This is a genomic window from Rhodospirillaceae bacterium (assembly GCA_016722635.1).
Classification (GTDB): domain Bacteria; phylum Pseudomonadota; class Alphaproteobacteria; order JAEUKQ01; family JAEUKQ01; genus JAEUKQ01.
This window is the reverse complement of the sequence record JADKIX010000009.1, coordinates 1-22,047: the sequence shown is the minus strand read 5'-3', so window position 1 is coordinate 22,047 and position 22,047 is coordinate 1. Positions and strand designations below refer to the sequence as shown.

Genomic DNA, 22,047 nt, shown 5'->3' with positions numbered 1-22,047 from the left:
TGTTTTGATCGCCATCATACATGATATTTTTATCCGATCGGGATAAAAGAAAAGGAAACACCCATGCGCCAAGCCCTGCATGTTAAAGATTATGTGCAACGGTTGAACCGGGTCACCGGCTATATCTTCGACCATCTGGATGAGCCGCTTGATCTACTGAAATTGGCGGATATTGCTTGCATGTCCCCTTATCATTGGCACCGGTTATATCATGCCTTATCGGGGGAAACAATTGCAGACACTGTCAAACGCCTTCGCCTGCAGCGCGCCGCCGCTTATTTGGCGCATACCGATTTGTCTATTGCGGCTATCGCCACAAAAAGCGGTTACCCTAATTTACAATCCTTTAATCGTTTATTTAAAGAGGCGTACAGGTTGCCCCCAGCCCAATACCGCAAAAACGGCCTTCATCAACAATTTCTGTTTCCCCCGGAAAATGCCCAAGCACGGGATGATTACAAGGTGACCATCCGGCAGGTACCTGCCTTATCCGTTATCGCCATTGATCATCATGGCTCGTACATGCAGGTCGGGAAAGCTTTTCATCAATTGTATGTTTTGTTGGGTGCAAACAACTGGATTGTTCCAGGACAACGTTCAATCGGTGTTTATTTTGATGACCCGGACATCACACCCGAGCAAGATTTACATTCGCAGGCGGGAATTATCACCGAAACAGTCCTCCCAATCGAATCCCCTTTGATCCATAGCAAGATTCGCGGGGGCGATTATGCGGTGCTACGCTATCAAGGGCCTTACGCCAGCATGCGGGCTGCCTATCAATGGTTATACGGCCAATGGCTGCCCCAGTCAGGTTTTGAGGCCGCAGATGCGCCGATATTTGAGGAATATATTAATAATCCCCGTGAAGTGGCCGCCTCTGAATTAATCACGGATATTTATTTACCCTTACTTAATAGAAATGGAGAATGAAATGAAAACAACATTAAGCTGGACCAACAAATTACAGATATCTAAAAAACCTGAGGTTAAACTAGTGCCCATTAATATTGCCGGGATGAAGGCCGGTGAAATCATGTTGGTACCCTCGGCCCGCCTAATTGATGATTTTATCCGCCAGATTCCAACAGGCCAATTCATGGACATACCCACCTTACGCAAAAAACTGGCGCAGCAATATCAGGCCGAAGTCACCTGCCCGATCACCACCGGTTTCCATTTGCGTATAGTGGCTGAGGCAGCCTATGAATCTTTCATGGCGGGAATACCTATGGAGCAAATCACCCCGATCTGGCGGGTACTGGATGCAACCGCTCCCACAACTCAAAAATTATCATACGACCCATCTTTTTTGTATGCGGAACGCCAAAAAGAGGGATTGCCCAATCCTTCAGGCAAGTCTTTTCAACAATACCAATCGCTAAAATCCAGCATTAACCTCTCTCCTATCTAAAATTTATTTCAAGAAAAAGGCGATGGGCAATAGCCAAGCAAGCTGTCACCCATCGCCTTGTAAGCAAGGATAAAGAAATCAAAATAATTAATGGTTATAAATCATTGGCCGGTTAACAGGCAAATCCAAACAAAGATTGTGCAGTAGGGATAAAAACCGCTCCACCCTCTGGTCAAGATGGGTTTTATGGACAACCCTTTCATATTCAGCGGCGTCGATTTTAATCTTGGTAACGCCAGCTTTTTTCAATTGGTCAAAATATTCCGTACAACTAAAGGCCGCTTCATAAACCTGATGACGGTCCAAATGCCCCCAATGTTGTTTCAGGGTAATTTCCTGGGCAAGGGGGCGAAACAGCAACATCAATTGACCAAGACTGGTTTCAACCGGTTGCCGTTGCCAACTATAACCTGATGCCCCGCTACGAGAGGCTTGGTTTGTGTCCACTAATAAGGTCAATTTTTCCTCCTGTCTGTTGTTTACAGCGAATACCATAACCAATATTCTTTTTTTGTGCAAGCAATATTCTTTGTTTGTTCTTAATAGCTGTTCCTAGGTACCACAAAAGAACAAAAAAATTGACTGTTCGCCTCGTTCTATCAAGAACGCTTATTGCCCCGATTTATTTTGCTTTCGGATTTCCTCCCCCCTATACTGCAACTTGCTGTCTATCAATAATTTATTGCATATTCTTCCGCTTCAGGAGGTCGCTATGCTTTGGGCAATAGGGCTAAAATATTTTACCCGCCACGGTCATTTGACAGTCACGGATGCCAGCGGCAAGAAACATGTGTTCGGGGCGGAAAATGCCCAACCGCGCTCGGCCATCCGCTTGCACCGCCGGGCATTGCATTATAAAGCCATGATCAATCCCAGCCTTTATCTGGGCGAAGCCTATATGGATGGCACCCTGACAATTGAAGAAGGCACGCTTGAAGATTTGATCTATTTTTTCAGCTTGAATGGGCGAGATAGCTGGCAAAAGCCCTGGCAACATTTTGTAAAACGCAGCTTTAACTGGCTAGTATGGATGTTTGGCGCCATTCCCTCAGGCCGATCCAAAGCTAATGTCGCCCATCATTATGATTTATCCGGCCAGCTTTATGAACAGTTTCTTGACCCTGACAAACAATATTCCTGCGCTTATTTTTCAGACCCAGGTAATAGCTTAGAACAAGCACAACTGGATAAAAAACACCATATTGCCGCTAAATTGTTGTTAAAACCAGGTCAACATGTCTTAGATATTGGCAGCGGCTGGGGCGGGTTAGCCCTTTATTTAGCGAAAACCTTTGATGTGAAAGTCACCGGTTTAACCTTATCGGAACAGCAATATGCAGTCGCCCAACAGCGTGCGCGCGCAGCAGGGCTGGAAAACCAGGTGCAATTTCAATTGCGCGATTACCGCCAGGAAAAAGGCCTTTATGACCGGATTGTGTCGGTGGGCATGTTTGAACATGTGGGGGCGCATCATTATAACCAGTTTTTTCGGCAAGTGAAAAACTTACTGAAACCGGATGGCGTGGCCCTGATCCACTCAATTGGCCGCATCGACGGGCCGGGGGCAACCGATGCTTGGATCAAAAAATATATTTTCCCAGGTGGCTATGTTCCTGCATTATCCGAGGTGATGCCAGCGGTTGAGCAAGCGGGTTTGTGGGTGAATGATGTAGAAATTTTAAGGTTGCATTACGCCTATACTCTCAAGGCTTGGCGGGAACGGTTCCAAGCCGCCCGCCCGCGCATGGTGGAACTTTATGGGGACCGTTTTTGCCGGATGTGGGAATTGTATTTATGCGGTGCCGAATATTCCTTCCGCACCCTGGGCCGAATGGTTTTTCAAATCCAGCTCAGCCGTGAGGTGGATACCATCCCCCTCACCCGCGATTATATGGTCGAGGAGGAAAGAAGGTTGAGGGAAGTTAAATAGAGGATGTAAACCAATAGAAGCTCCTTTTCATCAATCTTATTTCTGTCAGAACTTTAGAATGTATAACAAGTTGTTAAGTGCGTAATTATTTTCAAAAACCACTCTTATTTGAGGGTTGTATAAAAATGCCTACTAGTATTAGTTTAATCGGAATGATCCCTTAGATTCTAAAACTTATGAAGCTTTAGGAAGATATAAATGCTGAATTTTTGGCCGCAAAATTTGAGAAGTTTTGGCTCTGAAAAGTTATTTCAATACACCCTTAACCTTGATGAAAAGTACTCACCTCTTATCTAGGCTGCGGTGGATATAGGAACGTTTATTGACTTAACTTTTAGTATTCGAAAGATAAAGTATGGAGACCCTTTTCTTTAGAGAAAAATCTGCACAAAAGCTGCGTAAAGATTATTGAATATAGAAACAGGCTAGTGCATTCACAAATATTCACAGCAGTCAAATCATTAGGTAATTCGGAAAACAATCTCGAATTAACAACTACTCGTAGCCTTATCAAAAGAGGATCTTTTAAAGAACATTTTGATAATACAAATCAGGAGGATAAATCTTCTACCCTGAATTTTGAAGAAATCGATCAGAGGCACAACGAGCTAAAGAAATTAATTGGTGAAATTATTTCCCTTGTATCACAGCTTATTCCTGAAGTATCGGAGCTACTGGCCAGACTTTCACAAAAAGAAGACTAACATGAATAGCTTTCGTCGGTATCACCGATAAACTTCCCGGCGATGGCCGATTCTTAGAACCAGTATCATAATTTCTTCATCCTGAATCTGGCAGATTAGACGGTAATCCCCCACCCGGTATCGCCACAACCCGCTAAACTGATTGCCCTTCAAACTGTCGCCAAGACTATGGGGGTTAAGATTAGGTGCAAGACGTTCGTGTAAAAACTTTAATATTCTTCTGACCTGTTCTTTCGGCAAATCATCCAAGGCTTTTTCAGCAGCGCTTGAGAATTCAATCTTCCATGCCATGACGCTTCATCACCTTGGCTAGGGAGGCAGTTTTTTGCTTGCCCTTGCGAATGTCTTCAAGCACCCGTTCGGCCAGATAAATATCCTCTAATTCTTCTAAATGTTCTAAAATCGCTTGGCGCACGTAAAAGCTTTTCGTGCGCCCAGTGCTTTTGGCCAGCTTTTCCAACCGTTCCTCAATCTCCACTGGTAATCGAATTGCCAACATGATGAATTCCTCTCGTTATACATGTACGATATTGCTATAAATGTATAGCAATATCATTAAACAGTCAAATATAAGCTTTAAATAAGCTTATCAAACTACTTCTTCATCCTTTAATACATATGCTGGCCGCCATTGATAGATAGGGTCGAGCCCGTGATAAACCCGGCCTCATCGGATACCAAAAAGACCACACCACGGGCGATTTCGGCCGCTTGTCCCAATCGTCCCACCGGAATTTTCGCGACAATTTTTTCTAAAATATTGGGAGGCACGGCCCGCACCATCTCGGTATCAATATAACCGGGGGCAATGGCATTAACGGTAATTCCCTTAGTCGCGCCTTCCTGGGCCAGTGCCTTGGTAAAGCCATGAATGCCCGATTTGGCAGCGGCATAGTTCACTTGGCCATATTGCCCGGCCTGGCCGTTGATGGAACCAATATTGACAATGCGGCCAAAATTGCGTTCGCGCATGCTATCAATCAGCACCCGGCACATATTGAAACAGGAGGTTAAATTGGTATCAATAACCTCCTGCCATTGTTGGGGTGTCAGGCGATGCAAAGGGGCATCACGGGTAATGCCAGCGTTATTTACCAAAATATCAATCGGGCCCAAATCTTTGCTAATTTTGGCCACTGCTTTTTCACATTCCCCGTAATTGGCTACGTTAAAGGGATATGCCGATATGCCTGTTTTAGCGGAAAATTGTTGAGCAGCCGTTTGATTATTGGCATAGCCCGCTGCCACCTGATATCCCGCTTTTTTTAACGCTTCGCAAATGGCGGCGCCAATACCGCGCGTACCACCCGTAACCACTGCTACCCGTTTTGTCATGTTACCCTCCCCGCCGGATTTTTATTTTTGTAGTAAATTTTATAAATTTCTCTGTTCTGTGCATAGATTTATTAATATACATAAAGTATCGATCTTAATATGATAAAAATTAAATTACCCGTGTGACGTATCATAGATAGTAATTTACTAGCCTTGCCATAAATTATCCCCAAATTTTTATTTACACACTTTAAATCTATCTTGAACATAAAACCACATAAAATCAGTAGGAATCTAATTTACAAAATTGAGGCTGTCTTGAAATGAGAATGAATATTTTTGGAGATTTTTTAAAGGACCATTATGAGATTTATGAATGGAAACATGCAGCTGCCATTCTCAAAAATGATTTTCCCCAAGAATGGAATGACATAATCGAAACCCTTACAAACTTTAGATTTAGAAAAAGTTGGATTACTGTAGGAGGAGGAAGTAAATCTAAAGTAGCAGAAGCTATAGATACTTCCTTATATGCGAAAGGTTGGAAAGAAAAATCTTTAAAACAAAAGTTATTGTAGATGACAAAACCCTTGATTCACCTACTCATAAAGTGGATTGTTATAAGAATAGAGTAGCACTTGAAATTGAATGGAATAATAAAGATCCCTGTTTTGATAGAGATTTATATAATTTCCGACTTCTTTTTGATTTACGTGCTATAAGCGTTGGAGTTATTATAACAAGATGTGATAATCTCCAAGAGATTTTTGTATCACTCCAAAGAGGCGCTTCTTACGGGGCATCCACAACACATATGAGTAAACTACTACCCAGAATTGAGGGCGGAGGTGGTGCTGGCTGCCCACTTTTAGTTTTTGGAATTACAAAAAACTTATATTTAGAGGATTAAATAATGCTATTAAATGAAAATGTTATTATAGATTTTAGAACTAAAGTAACTCAAAAATTTCATACTATATTAGCCGATCCTCCTTGGCAGTTTAAAAACAGGACTGGCAAAATGGCACCCGAACATAAAAGACTTAACCGATATCCAACTTTATCCCTAAAAGAGATAAAAAATATCCCTGTTAATGAATGCCTGCTTGAGCCTTCTCATTTATATTTATGGGTACCTAATGCGTTGATCAAAGAAGGTATTGAAGTTATGGAAGCGTGGGGATTTCAGTATAAAACTAATATTATTTGGCATAAAATTAGGAAAGATGGGGGGCCAGACGGTAGAGGGGTAGGGTTTTATTTTAGAAATGTTACTGAGATTATATTGTTTGGAGTAAAAGGAAAAAACGCTCGTACGTTAAATTCAGGAAGAACACAAGTAAATATAATACAAACCAGAAAGAGAGAGCATTCCAGAAAACCAGATGAACTTTATGATATTATTGAACGCTGCAGCAAACCGCCCTATTTAGAATTATTTGCGCGTGGGCAACGCCCTGGCTGGGAACAATGGGGCAATCAAGTTGAGGATTATAAACCTCATTGGCCTACTTACGCACATAATTCCCAAATGCTGTTTTAAGAAGTTTATTTTAGATAATTAGAAAAAAGATGTAGTAAATTTATTTTGCAACTATATTTCACCTGATCTTTGTTCCAGAACCTATTGGGTATTGCTGCGTCAGATTTTAGTAATAACCATTTTATTCCCGCTCCACACACATCGCAATGCCCATGCCGCCGCCAATGCACAGGGTGGCGAGCCCGCGTTTGGCTTTACGGCGCGCCATTTCATGCAGCAACGTTACCAAAATACGAGCGCCCGAGGCACCAATGGGGTGACCCAAGGCAATCGCCCCACCATTGACATTCACCTTCGCCTTGTCCCATTTCATTTCTTGGTTCACAACGCAAGATTGCACGGCAAAAGCCTCATTCGCCTCAATTAAATCCAATTGGTCCATTTTCCACCCCGCCCGCTGCAAGGCCAAACGGCTGGCCGGAATGGGCCCCGTGCCCATCAAAGCAGGTTCCACCCCCGCCGTTGCCCAGGAAACGATCCGCGCCAACGGCTTGATCCCTTTCTTCACAGCTGTCGTCTTTGACATTAAAACCAAAGCCGCTGCTCCGTCATTCAGGCCGGAGGCGTTGCCAGCCGTGACCGTACCTTTTTCCCGGTCAAAAGCCGGGCGTAATTTGGCAAGTAATTCTAGGCTTACACCAGCTTTGGGATATTCGTCCGCAGTCACCAAACTTTCAATTTTGCCATTTTTGACTGGCACAGGGACAATTTCGGCTTGGAACAAATTGTTCTTAATGGCTTGTTCGGTTTTTTGCTGGGAAAAAAGGGCAAATTCATCTTGTTGTTGACGGCTGATGTTAAATTGCCGTGCCAAATTTTCGGCCGTTATACCCATATGGTAATGGTGAAAAGCATCCCATAGCCCATCATGAATCATGGTATCCACCATGGGGGCATCACCCATTTTGACCCCTGGGCGCAACCACAGACAATGCGGAGATTGGCTCATACTTTCCTGCCCGCCCGCCACAACCATATCTTGATCACCCAGGCGGATGCTTTGGTAAGCAGCTACTACCGCACGCAAACCGGAACCGCACATTTGATTAAGGACATAGGCAGTGGCACCCACCGGAATGCCTGCAGCCATCGCCGCTTGCCGGGCCGGGTTCTGTCCGGCGCCTGCCGTAAGTATTTGCCCCATCACCACTTCCTGGATATCTTGGGGAGCGGTTTTTGCGCGTTCCAAAGCGGCCCTAATGGCCACCGTCCCTAATTGATGGGCGGACACATTGTTAAAAACCCCTTGAAAGGAGCCGATGGGGGTACGAACAGCACTGGCGATTACAACTTCTTGCATCATCTTCTCACTATTTTATTGAACCAATCATTCTCACAGCTTTCCACCTAGCGGCCTCAGCAGGCGCTAATTTTCATGCTGCGTCACAACATAATATATTACATGCTATTTTTAGGCAAATTTTTTCGGCTCTAGGAAAGGGTATTTAGCCAATTCGCAATCACTGCAATAGTTTGCGGTGCAGCACGAGGACTGGCCACCATGCCAATATGACCAGCGTCAATAGTCACCATCTTTATAGATGGCAGGTTGCTGGATATGGCAGATGCACTAGCTAGGGGGACAATCCGGTCTTGTTTCGGCAGTACCGCCAATATAGGGCAATCTACATATCGGGGGGCAATGATCTGCCCCCCTACCCGCCATTGTGCCTGAATGGGCAAATTATCCCGGTACCAGTTTTCTAAAGATTCCTGAATGACCCGCTGGGTAACGGCTACCCCATCATTTAACCAATCCTCAAGCGCTACAAATTGCTGGGCAGCGGCAGATTGCTGGGGTAACTCCCCGAATTTGCTGAATTTTTGTAGGATTTGCAAAGGGTTAAGGGCCGAAAAATACCATTGTAACCATTCAACCGGCACCACAGATAGGGACGGCAACAAAGATTGCCAACTGGGCCAATGACTGCTAAGGGCTTGCGCGAGCGGCATGGGCACGGCCTGGAAATCCCAGGGTGTTGCCAGTAAACATACACCCTTAAAAACTTTCGGCTTCAAGACAGCTGCAGCCATAGCAAGCAGCCCGCCCATACAATAACCCATGATATAAACAGGTTGATCGCCTGCTTGTAGCCTAGCTGCCTCCACCATATGTAATAATCGTGCTATATAATCATCTAAGCCGAATTGCTGTTCCAAGACAGTGGGATCACCCCAATCCAGCAGCAAGGTACTATATCCCCGCTCCCCTAACCTCCTAATAAAAGAATTATTTTCTGCTAAATCCAAAATATAAGAACGGTTGATGAGGGAAGGTACGATCACTATCATCCCTTGCGGTTGCGTCGCTTGACATAGAAATAAGCGGCTGGTTGATTCTTGGGAAACCACCGGCAGCGACGTTATTTGCCGCTGATACGGATGGTTTTGATAAGCTTTTATCCCCTTCAAAAAACGCTGGTAACGCGCAAGTCCTTCGTGATGGATGGCGTCAAGAAGGGCGCTTGGAAGATTTAGGGGTGCCTTGAGGGGCGGTTGACCCATTTTGTCGTTCCAAAACGGCCACCCGTTTTTCAAGGTCATGGAGGCGTTTGGCCAACTCATCCACATCGCCCAGGCGTTGTTCAGATGATAAGCCAGCGGCTTGGGGCTTTGCAGGCGGTTGTTCATGATCAGCAGCCTTGGAATGTTGCTTTGGGTCAGGTGCGGCAGTTTTTGGATTTTGGGCATCGCGTTGGGCAGCCGCCTGCCGTAAATTATTCAAGAAATATCCCCATTGGTCAACCCAGTAAGGATCTGCCAAATTACCGGATAATTGTTGCTGCCACAAATCTAGGGTTTGTTTGGCCGCCTCTATCCATGAACCCGGGTAATCGGGATTAAAGGAACTATCGGGGGTAGGCTCCGCTTCCCCCTTATCTGCTATCCCTGGTTTAGCAGATGGATTGGCTTTTTCCGTATTTTGGGCGGATGAATTTTTTTTGTGGTCGGTGGTTGCCATGTTGTCTCCTCCTGATCGGTTATTTTATTTTTTTAACCTAACGGATCATTTGACGGAAAAATCATTGTGATCCTAATTTTCCCCTATATAATGGGGCAGGATTAATTGTTTATTTTAGCTATTTTTCGATAGCATCTGAGATAGCTTAACAAAAAAGAACCCTTATTCCTAACGGAAAATACAAGTTGGTTTGCTGAACCAGCCATCTGACATCAAAAACCAGCCAGGAACAAATCCATGACCGAAGCCGCCGCCCCCGCTAACCCAATCAAGATTAAGAAATACGCCAATCGCCGTCTTTATAATACCGCCACCAGCAGTTATGTGACTTTGGAATATTTATGCCAGTTGGTGAAAGACAATGTGGATTTTGTGGTGGTGGACGCCAAAACCGAGGAGGATATTACCCGGGCGGTCTTAACCCAAATTATTGTTGAGCAGGAAGGCAAAGGCCAGAAATTATTGCCGTTGAATTTCCTGCGGCAATTGATCGGTTTTTATGGGGACAATCTGCAAATGCTGGTGCCAAAATATTTGGATCAATCGATGGAGAGCTTTGTGCAACAGCAACAAAATTTCCGCCAGCAATTACAGCAAACTTTTGGCCCTATGTTCCCTTTGCCGCAGCTTGATGATGTGACGCGCCGCAATATGGATTTTTTCCAAAATCCTTGCAGATGTTTAACCCGTTTGGGGCTAAAAATACCATGGGCACTGAGAAAAACCAGGAAAGATCATCGCCTAATAGTGGCGGGCAACCCGATCAAAGCTTAAAAAACTTAAAGGAACAGTTGGACCAATTGCAACAGCAACTGAACCAGCTGCAGCAAAATTCTAAGAAATAATCCCGGTCTCTCTAGGGGAATTGCCGGTCAGCCAGCTTTTTTGATGGGGCATTTATAAAATTCGTATACGTACGAGGCTTTTAATCCATGCAATTAATATTCAAGCTTTTATTTTTTAGCTTTATCGCCGGTACAGCCTTAGGACAACAGCCCGCGCAACCATCCAAATCATGGTCATATTATACGGGAGATATGTTCTTAACTTTATGTGATAATGATCCAAATACTTGTTCCCATTATATAATCGGTCTTATAGATGGATTAGAAACAGTGGATCAGTGGAACAACACTTGTTCCTATTTTTCTATTCCCCCACCCGTTACAGATTTCATGCTGCGCGAAATTATCACCAGAAGGTTAAAACAAGCTCCAAAAGATGGGTATTTGGGTTCGCATTTTTCAGCTTCAGGCCTTATCATCATCATATTATTTGAGGAATTCCCCTGCCCAAAACCCATTTCTTAAGGAATGTATAAAATTTTGACCCTCAGAAATCAGATAGTGGATTCTTTTGATTGGCGCTCGCCACGGGTGATCTTCCGGCTAAGCAAAATAAATGAAGTCGTACGGCCAACCCCTGGCAACCGCCCGATTTTGCTTAACAACTGATCTAAATCCTCGGCATCAGTAGCAGCGATTTCAACCATCAAGTCATATTCACCGCTGACCGTATGGGCCACCAGCACCTCGGCCATGCCGCGCAGACTTTCAATTACCCGTTCCTGTTGACGTGATTCCAGCACCACCATGACCATTGCCCGCCACCTTTGCGGATGCACAGGAATGGTTTTTAGCACCACGCTATACCCTTCAATGATCCCCTGCTGTTCCAACCGCCGAAGCCGCTGCTGCACGGCACTGCGCGATAAACCAACCTTCCTCGCCAATAATGCAGCTGACACCCGGGCATTTGCCGTTAATAAGCTTATCAGATGTTCATCCGTCTGATCAGGATTTTGTTTTAAGGACATTTCTGTTTATTCCGTCATTTCGAGATTATTTAAAGTCATTTGTCTGGTTTTATGGATAAATCTATCATTACGCCAGCTATCTTCTGTCCAGCCGACAGGGGTAGCATATCATTATTCATTCAACAAGATTTTTTTGGCACAGAGGGGCAAGCATGTATCAGGTATTGGTGGTTGGCGGCGGTAAAATTGGCAGCGCTATTGCAGAAATGTTAAATGCTAGCGGCGAATATAAAGTGGCGGTTGCTGACCGTAGCAAGGATTTTATGACCCATATCAAAAATCCGGCCATCCGTAAAATTGAGGCAGATGTGGCCAATGAAAAACAATTATTGCAAGCCATGCAAGGCATGCAGGCGGTGCTGAGCGCCCTGCCCTATGCCCTCAATCCGCTGGTCGCCCGTGCAGCAACCCAAGCTGGCGCCCATTATTTTGATTTGACCGAGGATGTCACTTCCACCCGTACCGTCAAACAATTGGCAGAGAAGGCAAAAACTGCCCTAGTACCACAATGCGGTCTAGCCCCTGGATTTATAGGTATTGCCGCCCACCATTTGGCGAAGAATTTTGATAAATTACACCAAGTGTCCATGCGCGTCGGGGCCTTACCGCAATTTCCGGTCAACCGTTTGAAATATACCTTAACCTGGAGTACGGACGGTCTGATCAATGAATATTGCAATTTGTGTGAAGCCATTGAAAATGGCAAAAAAGTTGAACTAACGCCCTTGGAAGGCCTGGAACATTTCTCCCTTGACGGCGTGGAATATGAGGCTTTCAATACCTCCGGCGGACTGGGCACTTTATGTGATACGCTGGCTGGCCGCGTACAATTCCTAAACTATAAAACCGTCCGCTATCCCGGCCACCAAAACCTGATGCAGTTTTTACTTCAGGATTTACGCCTGCAAGAACGGCGTGAGGTGGTGAAAAACATTTTGGAAAATGCCATTCCCGGGACGGGGCAAGATGTGGTGCTGGTGTTTGTTAACGTCACGGGCGAAAAGGGCGGAAAATTTTGGCAAGAAACCTATAGCCGCAAAATCTATGCTAAAGAGATTAACGGCAAATGGATGAGTGCTATTCAAATCACCACTGCTGCTGGCGCCTGTGCCATGATTGACATGCACCGCTTGGGCAACCTGCCAGCTAAGGGTTTTGTTAGGCAGGAAGATGCCAATTTGGATGATTTCTTGGCCAACCGCTTTGGTAAGCATTACGCTGGTTAAGCAAAATTGCTTCAATCCGTTAAAAGGGCAAACAAGAAATTCTTGTTTGCCCTTTTTTTATCATGAAATTTTTTTAAATTTCTTTGCATGCGGCCGCCTTCACCCGCCGCGCACCTGGCAACACTGCCTTTAGGTTATCTGCTTGCTTCGCCTGTATCCCAAATAACGTCGGGGATAATCAAAAATATTTCTTGAGAACCCAATAAAAGATTGCATCCCCAAAGATTGGATGATAGGAAGACAATCAGAATGCTTTTTTTCGCCCGCTATGCGAATATCAGCTGATTTCCAGGAAAATACCATGCATGATTTAGCGCCATTGATCAGGGATTTAGCGGTCATGTTAGGTGTGGCAGGTATTACCACGCTGCTTTTCCAGAAAATCCGCCAACCACTGGTCTTAGGATATTTGGTTGCCGGTATCATTATCGGCCCCTATACCCTGTCTCATTCCTTAATCATTGACCTGCCCAACATTAAAATCCTTTCTGATTTGGGCGTCATCTTTTTGATGTTTTCTTTAGGATTGCATTTCAGCTTTCAAAAGCTGGCGCGGGTGGGTTTTTCCGCCGGATTGACGGGGTTATTTGAAGTCTTGGCCGTTTGCGCCCTAGGCTTCGGCGTAGGTCGCCTGATGGGCTGGACATTTTATGATTCTTTATTTTTAGGGGCGGCAGTGGCCATTTCGTCAACTACCATCATCATCAAAGCCATGAGTGATCTTGGCTTGATGAAAAAACGATTTGCGGAATTAGTTTTTGGTGTTTTGGTGGTCGAAGATTTATTAGCCATCCTTTTATTGGTATCTTTATCCACCGTTGTCACAACTGACAGTATTTTCTGCCTAGAAATCACCTGGTCAGCTTTGCAATTGATCTTAGTGGTTGGGGCATGGTTTATTATCGGCTATTTCCTGATCCCCACCTTGATGCGGCGAATTACCGGATACGCCACCCAAGAAACTTTAACGGTGGTTTCCATAGGCCTTTGCTTACTTTTGGTGTGGGTTGCAGATTATTTCCATTATTCGACTGCCTTAGGGGCTTTTATTATGGGATCTATCCTATCGGAAACCAGATTGGTGCAGCGGATTGACCATATTATTACCCCCATCAAAGACATGTTTGCCGCCGTGTTCTTCATTTCGGTGGGCATGATGTTGGATCCAAACGTATTGTGGGAGCATTGGTCAGCAGTCTTAGCGATCACTTTATTAGTTACCTTGGGCAAATTATTGATTACCGCAACCGGCGCCATTTTAACGGGACAAAGTTTAAACACCTCGCTGCGTTTGGGGTTCAGCATGTCTCAGGTGGGTGAATTTTCGTTTATCATTATCGGATTAGGATTGACCTTAAATGTCACCAGCTCCTCCCTGTATGCCATTATTGTGGCCGTTTCAGGGATTACCACTTTTACCACCCCCTATTCCATCCGCTTATCGGGATATTTAGCGCAGAAAATCGATGGATTATTATCAGAGCGGGTCAAATATTTCTTAGCCAGCTATTCCTCGTGGGTTTTTCGCACCTTATCTCAATCAAAACAGCAATCATTGTTCCGTAAAACCACGGTGCGGTTATTGGTTAATGGCCTGATCGTGGCAATTATTTTTACCTTGGTCAATAAATTGCTGTTGGCCCCTATCACGACGCTTTTTGAAGAAAAATGGTCGGGGTTAACCGCAGCTTGGTTGATTGCCATAATAACCTCCTCACCTTTCCTATGGGGCATGTTATTTTCTTCACGGGGTACCACACGCCAAGCAAGGATGTTTTCCACTTTTTCCATCACCCTTTTATGGTTATTAACAATTGCAGAAGTTTTAATCCTCACCGTTGCTTATTTCCGCCACTGGGTGGTATTTGGGGTCTTGGCGGTTGTCTTTTTAGCCTTATTTTCTTTTGCTTACCGACATTTGGGAAGATTATATCAATGGTTTGAGCAACGGCTGGTTGGTAACATCCGTAAAGAAGATGGGCGGCAACGGAAATATGAAGAATTATCGCCGTGGGACAGTCATTTTGTAGAAATGGAGGCAAGCTCCCACTCACCCTTATTAGGCAAAACCCTAACCCAAAACCAACTGCGGCAAAAATTTGGGGTGAATATTGTGGCGATTTACCGCGGCGCCCGCACTATCATTGCCCCACGCGGGGAGGAACGGATTTTACCGCTAGATAAGTTAATCGTCTTAGGAACGGACGAACAAATCGACCAATTCAGTAAAATGGTTGAAAAGGATGAAGAACCAGCAGAACCGGTTGATTTATTGGATAATTTTTCTTTGAAAGCATTGTTTTTACCTGTTGATCATCCGGCGGTTGGCAAAAATATTCGCGATTCTAAATTGCGGGAAGATGCACAAGCATTAGTTGTGGGGATTGAACGGGAAGGTCAGCGGATATTAAATCCAGATCCTACCACGGTTTTAGAGGCCAATGACTTGGTGTGGTTGGTAGGCGAAATTGATAATTTGAAGGCTTTTGACCGACCGAAACCCCAATTGCAAGATATCCATTAAAATGGTTGTTTTAATTTCTTAATTTATGTCCATATGAGATAAAAAACTAAAACTGGCCCAGCAACCAATAGAACAAATGGGTTTTATTGCTAACTGACCAATCGGCTTTTGTTGGGTATTTCCTCTATAATCATGGCCATCTGGAAACGCAGATAGTCAGCTAAAACTAACAATAACTTTGATGGCAGCAACGTTACAGACTACCAATCGAGCTAGCAAAAAACTTGGTGAACAGATTGTGAGATGAATCAAACCTTTCAACGATGGTCGCCCCTTTAGTCAAAGGCTGATAATGTTTTTCTTCAAAGCCTTCTATTCCCAATTCCTGTAAATATTTTTTCAACTGGGCAAACGTAAATCGGTTCAGTTTATTCTTAACCGCATAGTTGTCTGTTGTCTCAAAAGAAAAAGGGGTCCCGAAATTTATAAAAACCCAAGGGCCCCCATCATTGCTGAGGTGGATGATGCGTGTATAGCCCATTTCCTTTTCTTGGCTTGGGTCTGTATAATACAAACTTAATGCACCATATGACCCTGTTGCCTCCTTTCGTTCTGTAACAATGGTATGAGGACATGCGACAAGTTTGACACCCAAACAACCAATTTTTCTGCTTAAATATAGGATGACAGAGTCTGCATCAGTGCCTAAAGACCCATTATCAAAGTAGGCCACCCATTGACTGGAAGTTGGAATAAAAGCGCACTGATCACGAACAAGTCTCAAGATCGGACGAAGTCGGGACAAAATCGCCTCTAAACTTTCCTTCACCGTTTTTATGGCAAAAACAGCCTTATGTTCCTTGGAATATTTTCTTGCCATTCTTGATAAGCATCCACAATTTGATGCATATCCGCCTTCAGAAACCCAATTTCATTGGTCGTTGGCGCATAACGATTTTGCAACAACAGCATGTTCGGATCAACCAATTGGTTTTTTCATCCTTGAATCCTAACCCTCAGTTTCTTTTTTTATTATTCAACGCCTTGCTTGGAAAAACTGGCGCAGCAGCTGGGTGGACCTATCACCTGCAATGCCCCCGTAAATCTCAGGGCGATGGTGACAGGTGGGTTGAGTAAAAACCCGGCAGCCATGCTCAACCCCACCCCCCTTGGGATCATCCGCCCCAAAATAGAGGCGGCGGATACGCGCAAAACTGATGGCGGTTGCACACATGGGGCAAGGCTCTAACGTTACATATAAATCTGCATGGGTCAGTATCTTACGATTAACTTCGCGAATCACCAGCATTTCGGCATGGGCGGTAGGATCGCATAATTCCTCAACCCGATTGCCCGCTTTGGCTAAAATTTGCTGGTTTTGATAATCGACCAATACCGCCCCCACCGGCACTTCTCCACGCTGTGCCGCCGCCGCCGCTTCCTCTAAGGCAATTTCCATAAAGGGGGAAGATAATAATCCAACCATATTTGACCTTATCTGTATCAAGATGATAACCACATTCCTATCATTCGTTTTCCTATTCAACCTGGCAAGTAAAAATAGGAAAGTGTAATCATGAGGTATTTTCGTTAAACAATTACAAACCCTTGTCATTCCTCTGGTTTACTTTTATGATGAAAGCAGATAAGAAAAAAACATAACATGATTGCAAAAAACAATTAGGTGTACAAATGGCTCAACCGATTATTGGCATAACCCTTGATTCTGAAGAAGGCGGCGGTTGGTCAAACTGCCTTGGTATGCCGTGCGCCAAAATTATTGTGATGCGATTGCCAAAGCTGGTGGTGTGCCCGTTACCCTGCCCCACCAGCCTGACCAAGTGAACGAATATTTCCGCTTCCTCAATGGCTTATTGGTAACTGGCGGTAATTTTGACGTTGACCCCGCTTTGTTTGGGGCTACCGTTCGGCATGACACCGTGCGCACAAAAGACCGGCGTACCCTGTTTGAATACCGGATGATCAAGGGAGCGTTAGAGCGTAACCTGCCCGTACTCGGTATTTGCGGCGGGCAGCAATTATTAAATGTGGTACTTGGCGGTTCGCTGATCCAGCATATCCCAGATGAAATCAAAACCACTTTGAAACATGAGCAACCCAATCCTCGCAATGAGCCAGGCCACGATATCTTGATTAAGGCTAACACCTTGTTGCACCGGATTTGCCAAACCGATAAATTGGCCGTCAACAGTGCTCATCATCAAGCGGTCAAAACTGTTGCCAAACCGGTCGTGGTCAACGCCGTCGCACCCGACGGGGTGATTGAAGGCATTGAAGACCCGCGTTACCGCTTTTGCCTGGGGTGCAGTGGCATCCCGAATACGAAATCAGTGAGGGTGACCGGCGGATTTTCAAAGCCATGATCGCTAGTGCCATTGCAGCCTAAGAAATAGTTGACATGACAGACCCGATCAAAGAACCGGCAGATTTGGGCGAACACCTGCCTGACGCAAAAGGCCAGAGGCTGGCTAAAGTTATTGCCCGTTCCGGCTTATGTTCAAGACGGGAAGCAGAACGTTATATTGAGCAAAAACGCGTCCAGGTGGATGGCAAAGTCATCATTAGCCCAGCCCTAAACGTTACCCTTGACCAGATCATTGTGGTTGACGGTCAGGTTATTCCCGATATCGAACCCACGAAATTATGGCGGTACTATAAACCCCGCGGTTGCCTGACCACCCGGCATGACCCGGAAGGAAGGGCGACCATCTATGAATATTTACCCCGTCAATTGCAACGGTTAAACGCGGTTGGGCGGTTGGATTTTAATTCGGAAGGTTTATTGCTGTTAACCAATGATGGCGAACTGGTTCGCCAGTTAACGCTGCCAGCCAATCAATGGCTGCGGCGCTACCGGGTGCGCGTTCACGGACAGGTTGACCAAGGGTCGTTGCAACGTTTGCAAGAGGGACTGACCATTGATGGCATTCAGTATCAGACTGAAGAGGTAACCTTGGACCGCCAACAAGGGGAGAATGCCTGGCTGACCATCAGCTTGCGGGAAGGAAAAAACGGGAAATCCGCCGTTTGTGTGAATTTTTGGCTGGGAAGTCAGCCGTCTGCTGCGTTTGTCTTTTGGCCCTTCCAATTGGGCAATTTACTGAAAGGTGAAGCCGAACAAATTCCCGGGCGGGTGCTGCGGGATCAGTTGGGCATCAATACCAAAATAAAGACCAAGAAAAAATGATCCGTATTATCAGCGGCAGGTGGCGGGGGAAATTGCTGCAAACTTTACCTGGGCAGCATACTCGCCCCACCGCTGACCGCACCCGACAGGCACTGTTTAATGTGTTGGAACATAACCCCGAATTTCTAGCCCGGTCATCGGGCTTCTTATCCGTTTGGCAAAATTTGGTGGTGATTGATGGGTTTGCTGGCAGCGGCGCGTTAGGATTGGAAGCCTTATCACGGGGAGCAGACCAGGCTTATTTTTTTGAACAACATTCTGAAGCCACACGGATTATCCAACAAAATATTAAACAATTGTCTGTTCAAGATAAAAGCCGCCTGTACCCAGGCAATATCCTGAACCCTCCTTTATTATCCACCCAATCCGGGTTAATTCCGGCACATTTGGTTTTTCTTGATCCCCCTTATCATCAAGATCTTATTATCCCGCCTTGCAGTCCCTTGAAAAACAAGGCTGGTTGCAACCAAACTGCCGTTTCGTTTTGGAAATGGCCGCGGACGAAGAATTACCTATTTCCCCCTCCTACCGTTGGTGGCAAGAAAGGCTGTACGGATCAACAAAAGTGGTGTTGGGCTGGCGTTTAACACGGTAACTTATCATTTTTAGACCAAAAAATGTTTGCTAGCACCCCTCAATTCATTCATCCTACCATAAGAAATGATAAGGGAGATAGCATGGCCATACCCAAATTTTACGAATTGATGCTGCCGGTTCTACAACTTGCTCAAAGCCTGAATAACCCGCAGGAAATAAAAACATCCCTGGCAATCCAGGAATTATCGCGTAGCTTCAAACTGACCGAAGCAGAACGGTATCAGTTGTTGCCCTCCGGCCGGGGATATTTGTTTGCGAATCGAGTTGGGTGGGCTAAACATATTTGACAGCCGCCCAACTGATTGAATCAACGGGACGCGGCAGTTTTCGTCTGACGAACCGGGGAATAGAATTATTAAATTCCAACCCTGCTTTTTAACGTCAATTTTTTAAGGCGTTATAAAGAATTTGGGCAGTTTATGGCAGCGCGTGTCAGTGAACCAAGCAAAATCATGGGCAATCCCACCTCTCCCATCGAACAATCCAATCCTATTGGCGACACCAGTTCAGAATTCACCCCAGAAGAAATTGTTCGCCAATATCATGAACAAATCCAACGGTCTTTAGCCACTGACCTACTCAAGCAACTGATGCAATTATCTCCGACCGCTTTTGAAAAGTTGTTCTTGAAGTTGTGGCAAAGGTTTTTAATGTTCTGCCAATGGCACCAAACATCTAGGCCAAAGCTATGATGGGGGGTGGACGGGGTGATTTACCAAGATGTCTTGGAGATTAGATCGCCTTTATATCCAAGCCAAACGTTTGTCAGCAGACACTTGGGGTTTCCGCCCAACAAGTTCGTGAATTTATTGGCAGCTTAGATAAACATCACACCAACAAAGGGTTTTTGTAACCACTGCGGATTTCAGCGCACCCGCTCGGCAAAGAAGCAATTAAAGCTAGCAAAAATATCCCTTTAATTCATGGCGAAAAACTGACTCAGCTGATGATCAGCCATCATGTTAGTTGCGAAATTCGAGAAACCCTTCATATTTCACGCATTGATGAAGATTTTTTAACGATTGGAATGAAAATTAATTCTTATCTGCAACCCATTGCGTTAATGGTATGTTTGACCGTTGAGGGATAATAACTTTTGACTAAAGAAAAATGAGGCGTTGTTTCGCTAAGCTTTGCCTCTTCCCTTTACCGCGAATTTTTATATCCTCCGAGAACAAAGTTTTTCAGATAACCCCCTCAAGGGATATTGATATTCATCATTTTTTGCAAAAACAGATAAGTTGCCCCAGAAAAATTGGTTAGCGGTTTTGGGTTGTTATTTTTTTATCCCCAACCATTTCGCAGGCTTCTCCCCCCCGTCTAGAATCAGTCACATGCTCCTTTACCATTCCCCAAAGGCAGTACAGCCAAATGTTGAGTCCTACATGTGCCTGAAAACCGCTCAAACCCCATAGCCCCGAAATTTCTTTGCCAGTTGCCTTATTGCACACCTGACCAGAAGGAATTCCCAGACCCTATCTTATATTTGGATGGCGGCCCTGGTTACAGCGCAAATTTAACTCGGGAAGACATTTATGATTGGTGGGATTGGATTGAACTAACCACTTGGAACCGCAAACGCGATTTATTGTTACTCGACCAACGCGGTACCAAAGCAGCCAACCCTGCCCTTTATTGCCCGGATTTTTTTGATGGAAAAATGGAACAATGGCAGCAAATGGATTGCCGCTAAAACGTGGAAAGAAATGTTGCGAAAGCTTGCGGGCAATGCCAACAACAACTGCAAGCCGCACATATTGATTTGGCCGCGTATAATTCCCTGGAAAGTGCGGCAGATATTGCCGATTTATTAAGGTTGATAGGGATCCAGCAAGTCAATATATAACGGTATTTCTTATGGTACCAAGCTGGCTTTAACCTTCATGCGCGATTACCCCCAATATATACGCAGCGTGATTTTGGATTCTGTCTACCGCCGGAAGTTGATTCATTTGTCGATGCCTGCGGCGGCATCCCATGCCTCATCGCCTTTTCAGGGATTGCAGGGCTGATGACACCTGCAATCGACGATATCCTGATCTAAAAAGCAGTTCCTGCAATTATATCAACAGCTGGAAAAAACCCATCCAGATTGAGGTGGAAAAGATGGCCTTAAAGAAACCCATAATAGTGACCCTGGCGCAAACATTGCAGTATTAATGATTTTCAAGGGCTCTATGACTGCCAATATTAGAAAATTACCCCGCTTAATCTATCAACTATCTCATGGTGAGGAACAATTGGCTTTATCTTTTATCCAAGATTTATTAGCCTCCGAAGGTGTTCCAATTCTTATGGCATGTATTTTCTTTTGGAATGTGGGGAAGAATATCCCAGTACTGATTTCAACCGGCAAAAAAAATTGAAAATTGACCGCTAAAAGCCTTATTCCTTGGCAGTTGCCGATTATTATGATCTAAAGAACATTGTCTGCCCTTTCTGGTACAGCGTAAATTCCTAAGTTCACATTCCTCTACGCCTCATTATAATTCCATTCCTACTCTAATCTTGTCCGGCAGTTGGCGATCCCATCACGCCCTTAAATGCCGCCAAATTGACAGCTTCCCGTCTAGAGAATTCTTATTTTTTTGAATTTGACGTTGGTCATGGGGTGGTTGCAAGCACAACTGCGCTGATATCATAGCCGGTGTTTTTCTTGATCAACTTTCACTATACCCCATCCACCCCTGTTTAGGGGATTTGGAACGGCCAGATTTCCGTTAAAAAATAGGAAGCAGATGGACAGCCCTTATATTGACATCAATCATGATCATGGAATTGGTTTTGGATAATTTGCCTTATGGGGTTTTTTCTATCCTTGCCAATCAAAACGCATTGGTGTCCGGGTGGGATATATCCTTTGATTTAGCTTTGCTCTGGAACAGCAAGGTTGAGCAAATCGATCACC

At 44.8% G+C, this 22,047-nt stretch carries 26 protein-coding genes and 3 pseudogenes; 18 read left to right on the top strand and 11 right to left on the bottom strand.

Going from position 1 to position 22,047, the window contains the following annotated elements; genetic code table 11:
* The first annotated feature begins 63 nt into the window (after positions 1–63).
* Together IPP67_04075 and IPP67_04070 are read left to right on the top strand one after the other, a co-directional pair.
* Entirely contained in the window at positions 64–933 is an 870-nt protein-coding gene (locus tag IPP67_04075; GenBank protein ID MBL0338357.1) for an AraC family transcriptional regulator, read from the top strand.
* A 1-nt stretch (position 934) separates the two neighbouring features.
* On the top strand, positions 935–1,414 hold the full coding sequence (locus IPP67_04070) for a hypothetical protein (protein MBL0338356.1): 480 nt from the start codon (positions 935–937) through the stop codon (positions 1,412–1,414).
* 87 nt (positions 1,415–1,501) lie between these two features.
* Here the strand turns inward: IPP67_04070 and IPP67_04065 are convergent, their stop codons facing one another.
* A complete protein-coding gene (locus IPP67_04065) occupies positions 1,502–1,909 on the bottom strand; it encodes a hypothetical protein (GenBank protein ID MBL0338355.1) in 408 nt (135 codons plus the stop codon).
* 217 nt (positions 1,910–2,126) lie between these two features.
* Between IPP67_04065 and IPP67_04060 the strand changes: the two genes are divergently transcribed.
* A complete protein-coding gene (locus tag IPP67_04060; protein MBL0338354.1) occupies positions 2,127–3,344 on the top strand; it encodes a class I SAM-dependent methyltransferase in 1,218 nt (405 codons plus the stop codon).
* Positions 3,345–3,772: 428 nt separating this feature from the next.
* Positions 3,773–4,048, top strand: a complete 276-nt coding sequence (locus IPP67_04055) for a hypothetical protein (GenBank protein ID MBL0338353.1) — start codon at positions 3,773–3,775, stop codon at positions 4,046–4,048.
* Between the two features lie 21 nt (positions 4,049–4,069).
* Here IPP67_04055 and IPP67_04050 read toward each other — a convergent pair whose 3' ends face one another.
* The 3 genes from IPP67_04050 to phbB all read right to left on the bottom strand — a co-directional run bounded on the left by IPP67_04050 (position 4,070) and on the right by phbB (position 5,383).
* Entirely contained in the window at positions 4,070–4,339 is a 270-nt protein-coding gene (locus IPP67_04050) for a type II toxin-antitoxin system RelE/ParE family toxin (protein ID MBL0338352.1), read from the bottom strand.
* Positions 4,323–4,547, bottom strand: a complete 225-nt coding sequence (locus IPP67_04045; protein MBL0338351.1) for a TraY domain-containing protein — start codon at positions 4,545–4,547, stop codon at positions 4,323–4,325. The genes IPP67_04050 and IPP67_04045 overlap by 17 nt, the downstream gene beginning before the upstream one ends.
* Positions 4,548–4,657: 110 nt before the next feature.
* Positions 4,658–5,383 (bottom strand): acetoacetyl-CoA reductase, encoded by a 726-nt coding sequence (gene phbB, locus IPP67_04040; protein MBL0338350.1) that lies wholly within the window; start codon positions 5,381–5,383, stop codon positions 4,658–4,660.
* A 263-nt stretch (positions 5,384–5,646) separates the two neighbouring features.
* Between phbB and IPP67_04035 the strand changes: the two are divergent.
* Both IPP67_04035 and IPP67_04030 read left to right on the top strand, forming a co-directional pair.
* Positions 5,647–6,233: pseudogene (locus IPP67_04035) on the top strand (restriction endonuclease).
* A gap of 3 nt (positions 6,234–6,236) precedes the next feature.
* Positions 6,237–6,866 carry an S-adenosylmethionine-binding protein gene (locus IPP67_04030; GenBank protein ID MBL0338349.1) on the top strand — a complete coding sequence of 210 codons (630 nt, stop codon included), beginning with the start codon at positions 6,237–6,239 and terminating at the stop codon, positions 6,864–6,866.
* A gap of 121 nt (positions 6,867–6,987) precedes the next feature.
* On the opposite strand, the gene IPP67_04025 is transcribed toward IPP67_04030, so the two are convergent.
* From IPP67_04025 to IPP67_04015, 3 genes are all read right to left on the bottom strand, one after another.
* Positions 6,988–8,166 carry an acetyl-CoA C-acetyltransferase gene (locus IPP67_04025; GenBank protein ID MBL0338348.1) on the bottom strand — a complete coding sequence of 393 codons (1,179 nt, stop codon included), beginning with the start codon at positions 8,164–8,166 and terminating at the stop codon, positions 6,988–6,990.
* Between the two features lie 131 nt (positions 8,167–8,297).
* Positions 8,298–9,371, bottom strand: a complete 1,074-nt coding sequence (locus IPP67_04020; protein MBL0338347.1) for an alpha/beta fold hydrolase — start codon at positions 9,369–9,371, stop codon at positions 8,298–8,300.
* Positions 9,319–9,828 carry a hypothetical protein gene (locus tag IPP67_04015; GenBank protein MBL0338346.1) on the bottom strand — a complete coding sequence of 170 codons (510 nt, stop codon included), beginning with the start codon at positions 9,826–9,828 and terminating at the stop codon, positions 9,319–9,321. Before IPP67_04015 ends, IPP67_04020 begins: the two co-directional genes overlap by 53 nt.
* A 237-nt stretch (positions 9,829–10,065) precedes the next feature.
* On the opposite strand from IPP67_04015, the pseudogene phaR reads away from it, so the two are divergent.
* Positions 10,066–10,673, top strand: a pseudogene (gene phaR / locus IPP67_04010) (polyhydroxyalkanoate synthesis repressor PhaR).
* 87 nt (positions 10,674–10,760) lie between these two features.
* On the top strand, positions 10,761–11,138 hold the full coding sequence (locus IPP67_04005) for a hypothetical protein (GenBank protein MBL0338345.1): 378 nt from the start codon (positions 10,761–10,763) through the stop codon (positions 11,136–11,138).
* Positions 11,139–11,167: 29 nt separating this feature from the next.
* Here the strand turns inward: IPP67_04005 and IPP67_04000 are convergent, their stop codons facing one another.
* The gene (locus IPP67_04000; protein ID MBL0338344.1) at positions 11,168–11,644 is read right to left on the bottom strand and encodes an Lrp/AsnC family transcriptional regulator; all 477 of its coding nucleotides are present in this window, start codon (positions 11,642–11,644) and stop codon (positions 11,168–11,170) included.
* 152 nt (positions 11,645–11,796) lie between these two features.
* Between IPP67_04000 and IPP67_03995 the strand changes: the two genes are divergently transcribed.
* Both IPP67_03995 and IPP67_03990 read left to right on the top strand, forming a co-directional pair.
* Positions 11,797–12,870: a saccharopine dehydrogenase NADP-binding domain-containing protein gene (locus tag IPP67_03995; protein ID MBL0338343.1), complete on the top strand. Its 1,074-nt coding sequence runs from the start codon at positions 11,797–11,799 to the stop codon at positions 12,868–12,870.
* A 301-nt stretch (positions 12,871–13,171) separates the two neighbouring features.
* The gene (locus IPP67_03990) at positions 13,172–15,394 is read left to right on the top strand and encodes a cation:proton antiporter (protein MBL0338342.1); all 2,223 of its coding nucleotides are present in this window, start codon (positions 13,172–13,174) and stop codon (positions 15,392–15,394) included.
* Positions 15,395–15,587: 193 nt separating this feature from the next.
* On the opposite strand, the gene IPP67_03985 is transcribed toward IPP67_03990, so the two are convergent.
* Genes IPP67_03985 through IPP67_03975 form a run of 3 tightly spaced genes read right to left on the bottom strand, consistent with a single transcriptional unit; the run spans position 15,588 to position 16,793 of the window.
* Entirely contained in the window at positions 15,588–16,214 is a 627-nt protein-coding gene (locus tag IPP67_03985) for a hypothetical protein (protein MBL0338341.1), read from the bottom strand.
* Complete coding sequence (locus IPP67_03980) at positions 16,169–16,321, bottom strand: hypothetical protein (GenBank protein ID MBL0338340.1); 153 nt, start codon at positions 16,319–16,321, stop codon at positions 16,169–16,171. The genes IPP67_03985 and IPP67_03980 overlap by 46 nt, the downstream gene beginning before the upstream one ends.
* 49 nt (positions 16,322–16,370) lie before the next feature.
* Complete coding sequence (locus IPP67_03975; GenBank protein ID MBL0338339.1) at positions 16,371–16,793, bottom strand: nucleoside deaminase; 423 nt, start codon at positions 16,791–16,793, stop codon at positions 16,371–16,373.
* 233 nt (positions 16,794–17,026) lie between these two features.
* Between IPP67_03975 and IPP67_03970 the strand changes: the two are divergent.
* The 8 genes and pseudogenes from IPP67_03970 to IPP67_03935 all read left to right on the top strand — a co-directional run bounded on the left by IPP67_03970 (position 17,027) and on the right by IPP67_03935 (position 21,505).
* Positions 17,027–17,741, top strand: a pseudogene (locus IPP67_03970) (gamma-glutamyl-gamma-aminobutyrate hydrolase family protein).
* A 12-nt stretch (positions 17,742–17,753) separates the two neighbouring features.
* Positions 17,754–18,542: an rRNA pseudouridine synthase gene (locus tag IPP67_03965; GenBank protein ID MBL0338338.1), complete on the top strand. Its 789-nt coding sequence runs from the start codon at positions 17,754–17,756 to the stop codon at positions 18,540–18,542.
* Positions 18,539–19,129, top strand: a complete 591-nt coding sequence (locus tag IPP67_03960) for an RsmD family RNA methyltransferase (protein ID MBL0338337.1) — start codon at positions 18,539–18,541, stop codon at positions 19,127–19,129. Before IPP67_03965 ends, IPP67_03960 begins: the two co-directional genes overlap by 4 nt.
* Before the next feature lie 90 nt (positions 19,130–19,219).
* Positions 19,220–19,426 carry a winged helix-turn-helix domain-containing protein gene (locus tag IPP67_03955; protein ID MBL0338336.1) on the top strand — a complete coding sequence of 69 codons (207 nt, stop codon included), beginning with the start codon at positions 19,220–19,222 and terminating at the stop codon, positions 19,424–19,426.
* 132 nt (positions 19,427–19,558) lie between these two features.
* Positions 19,559–19,831, top strand: a complete 273-nt coding sequence (locus IPP67_03950) for a hypothetical protein (GenBank protein ID MBL0338335.1) — start codon at positions 19,559–19,561, stop codon at positions 19,829–19,831.
* Between the two features lie 695 nt (positions 19,832–20,526).
* The gene (locus IPP67_03945; protein ID MBL0338334.1) at positions 20,527–20,832 is read left to right on the top strand and encodes a hypothetical protein; all 306 of its coding nucleotides are present in this window, start codon (positions 20,527–20,529) and stop codon (positions 20,830–20,832) included.
* Between the two features lie 3 nt (positions 20,833–20,835).
* Complete coding sequence (locus tag IPP67_03940; protein MBL0338333.1) at positions 20,836–20,985, top strand: hypothetical protein; 150 nt, start codon at positions 20,836–20,838, stop codon at positions 20,983–20,985.
* 331 nt (positions 20,986–21,316) lie between these two features.
* Entirely contained in the window at positions 21,317–21,505 is a 189-nt protein-coding gene (locus tag IPP67_03935) for a hypothetical protein (GenBank protein ID MBL0338332.1), read from the top strand.
* The last annotated feature ends 542 nt before the right edge of the window (positions 21,506–22,047 follow it).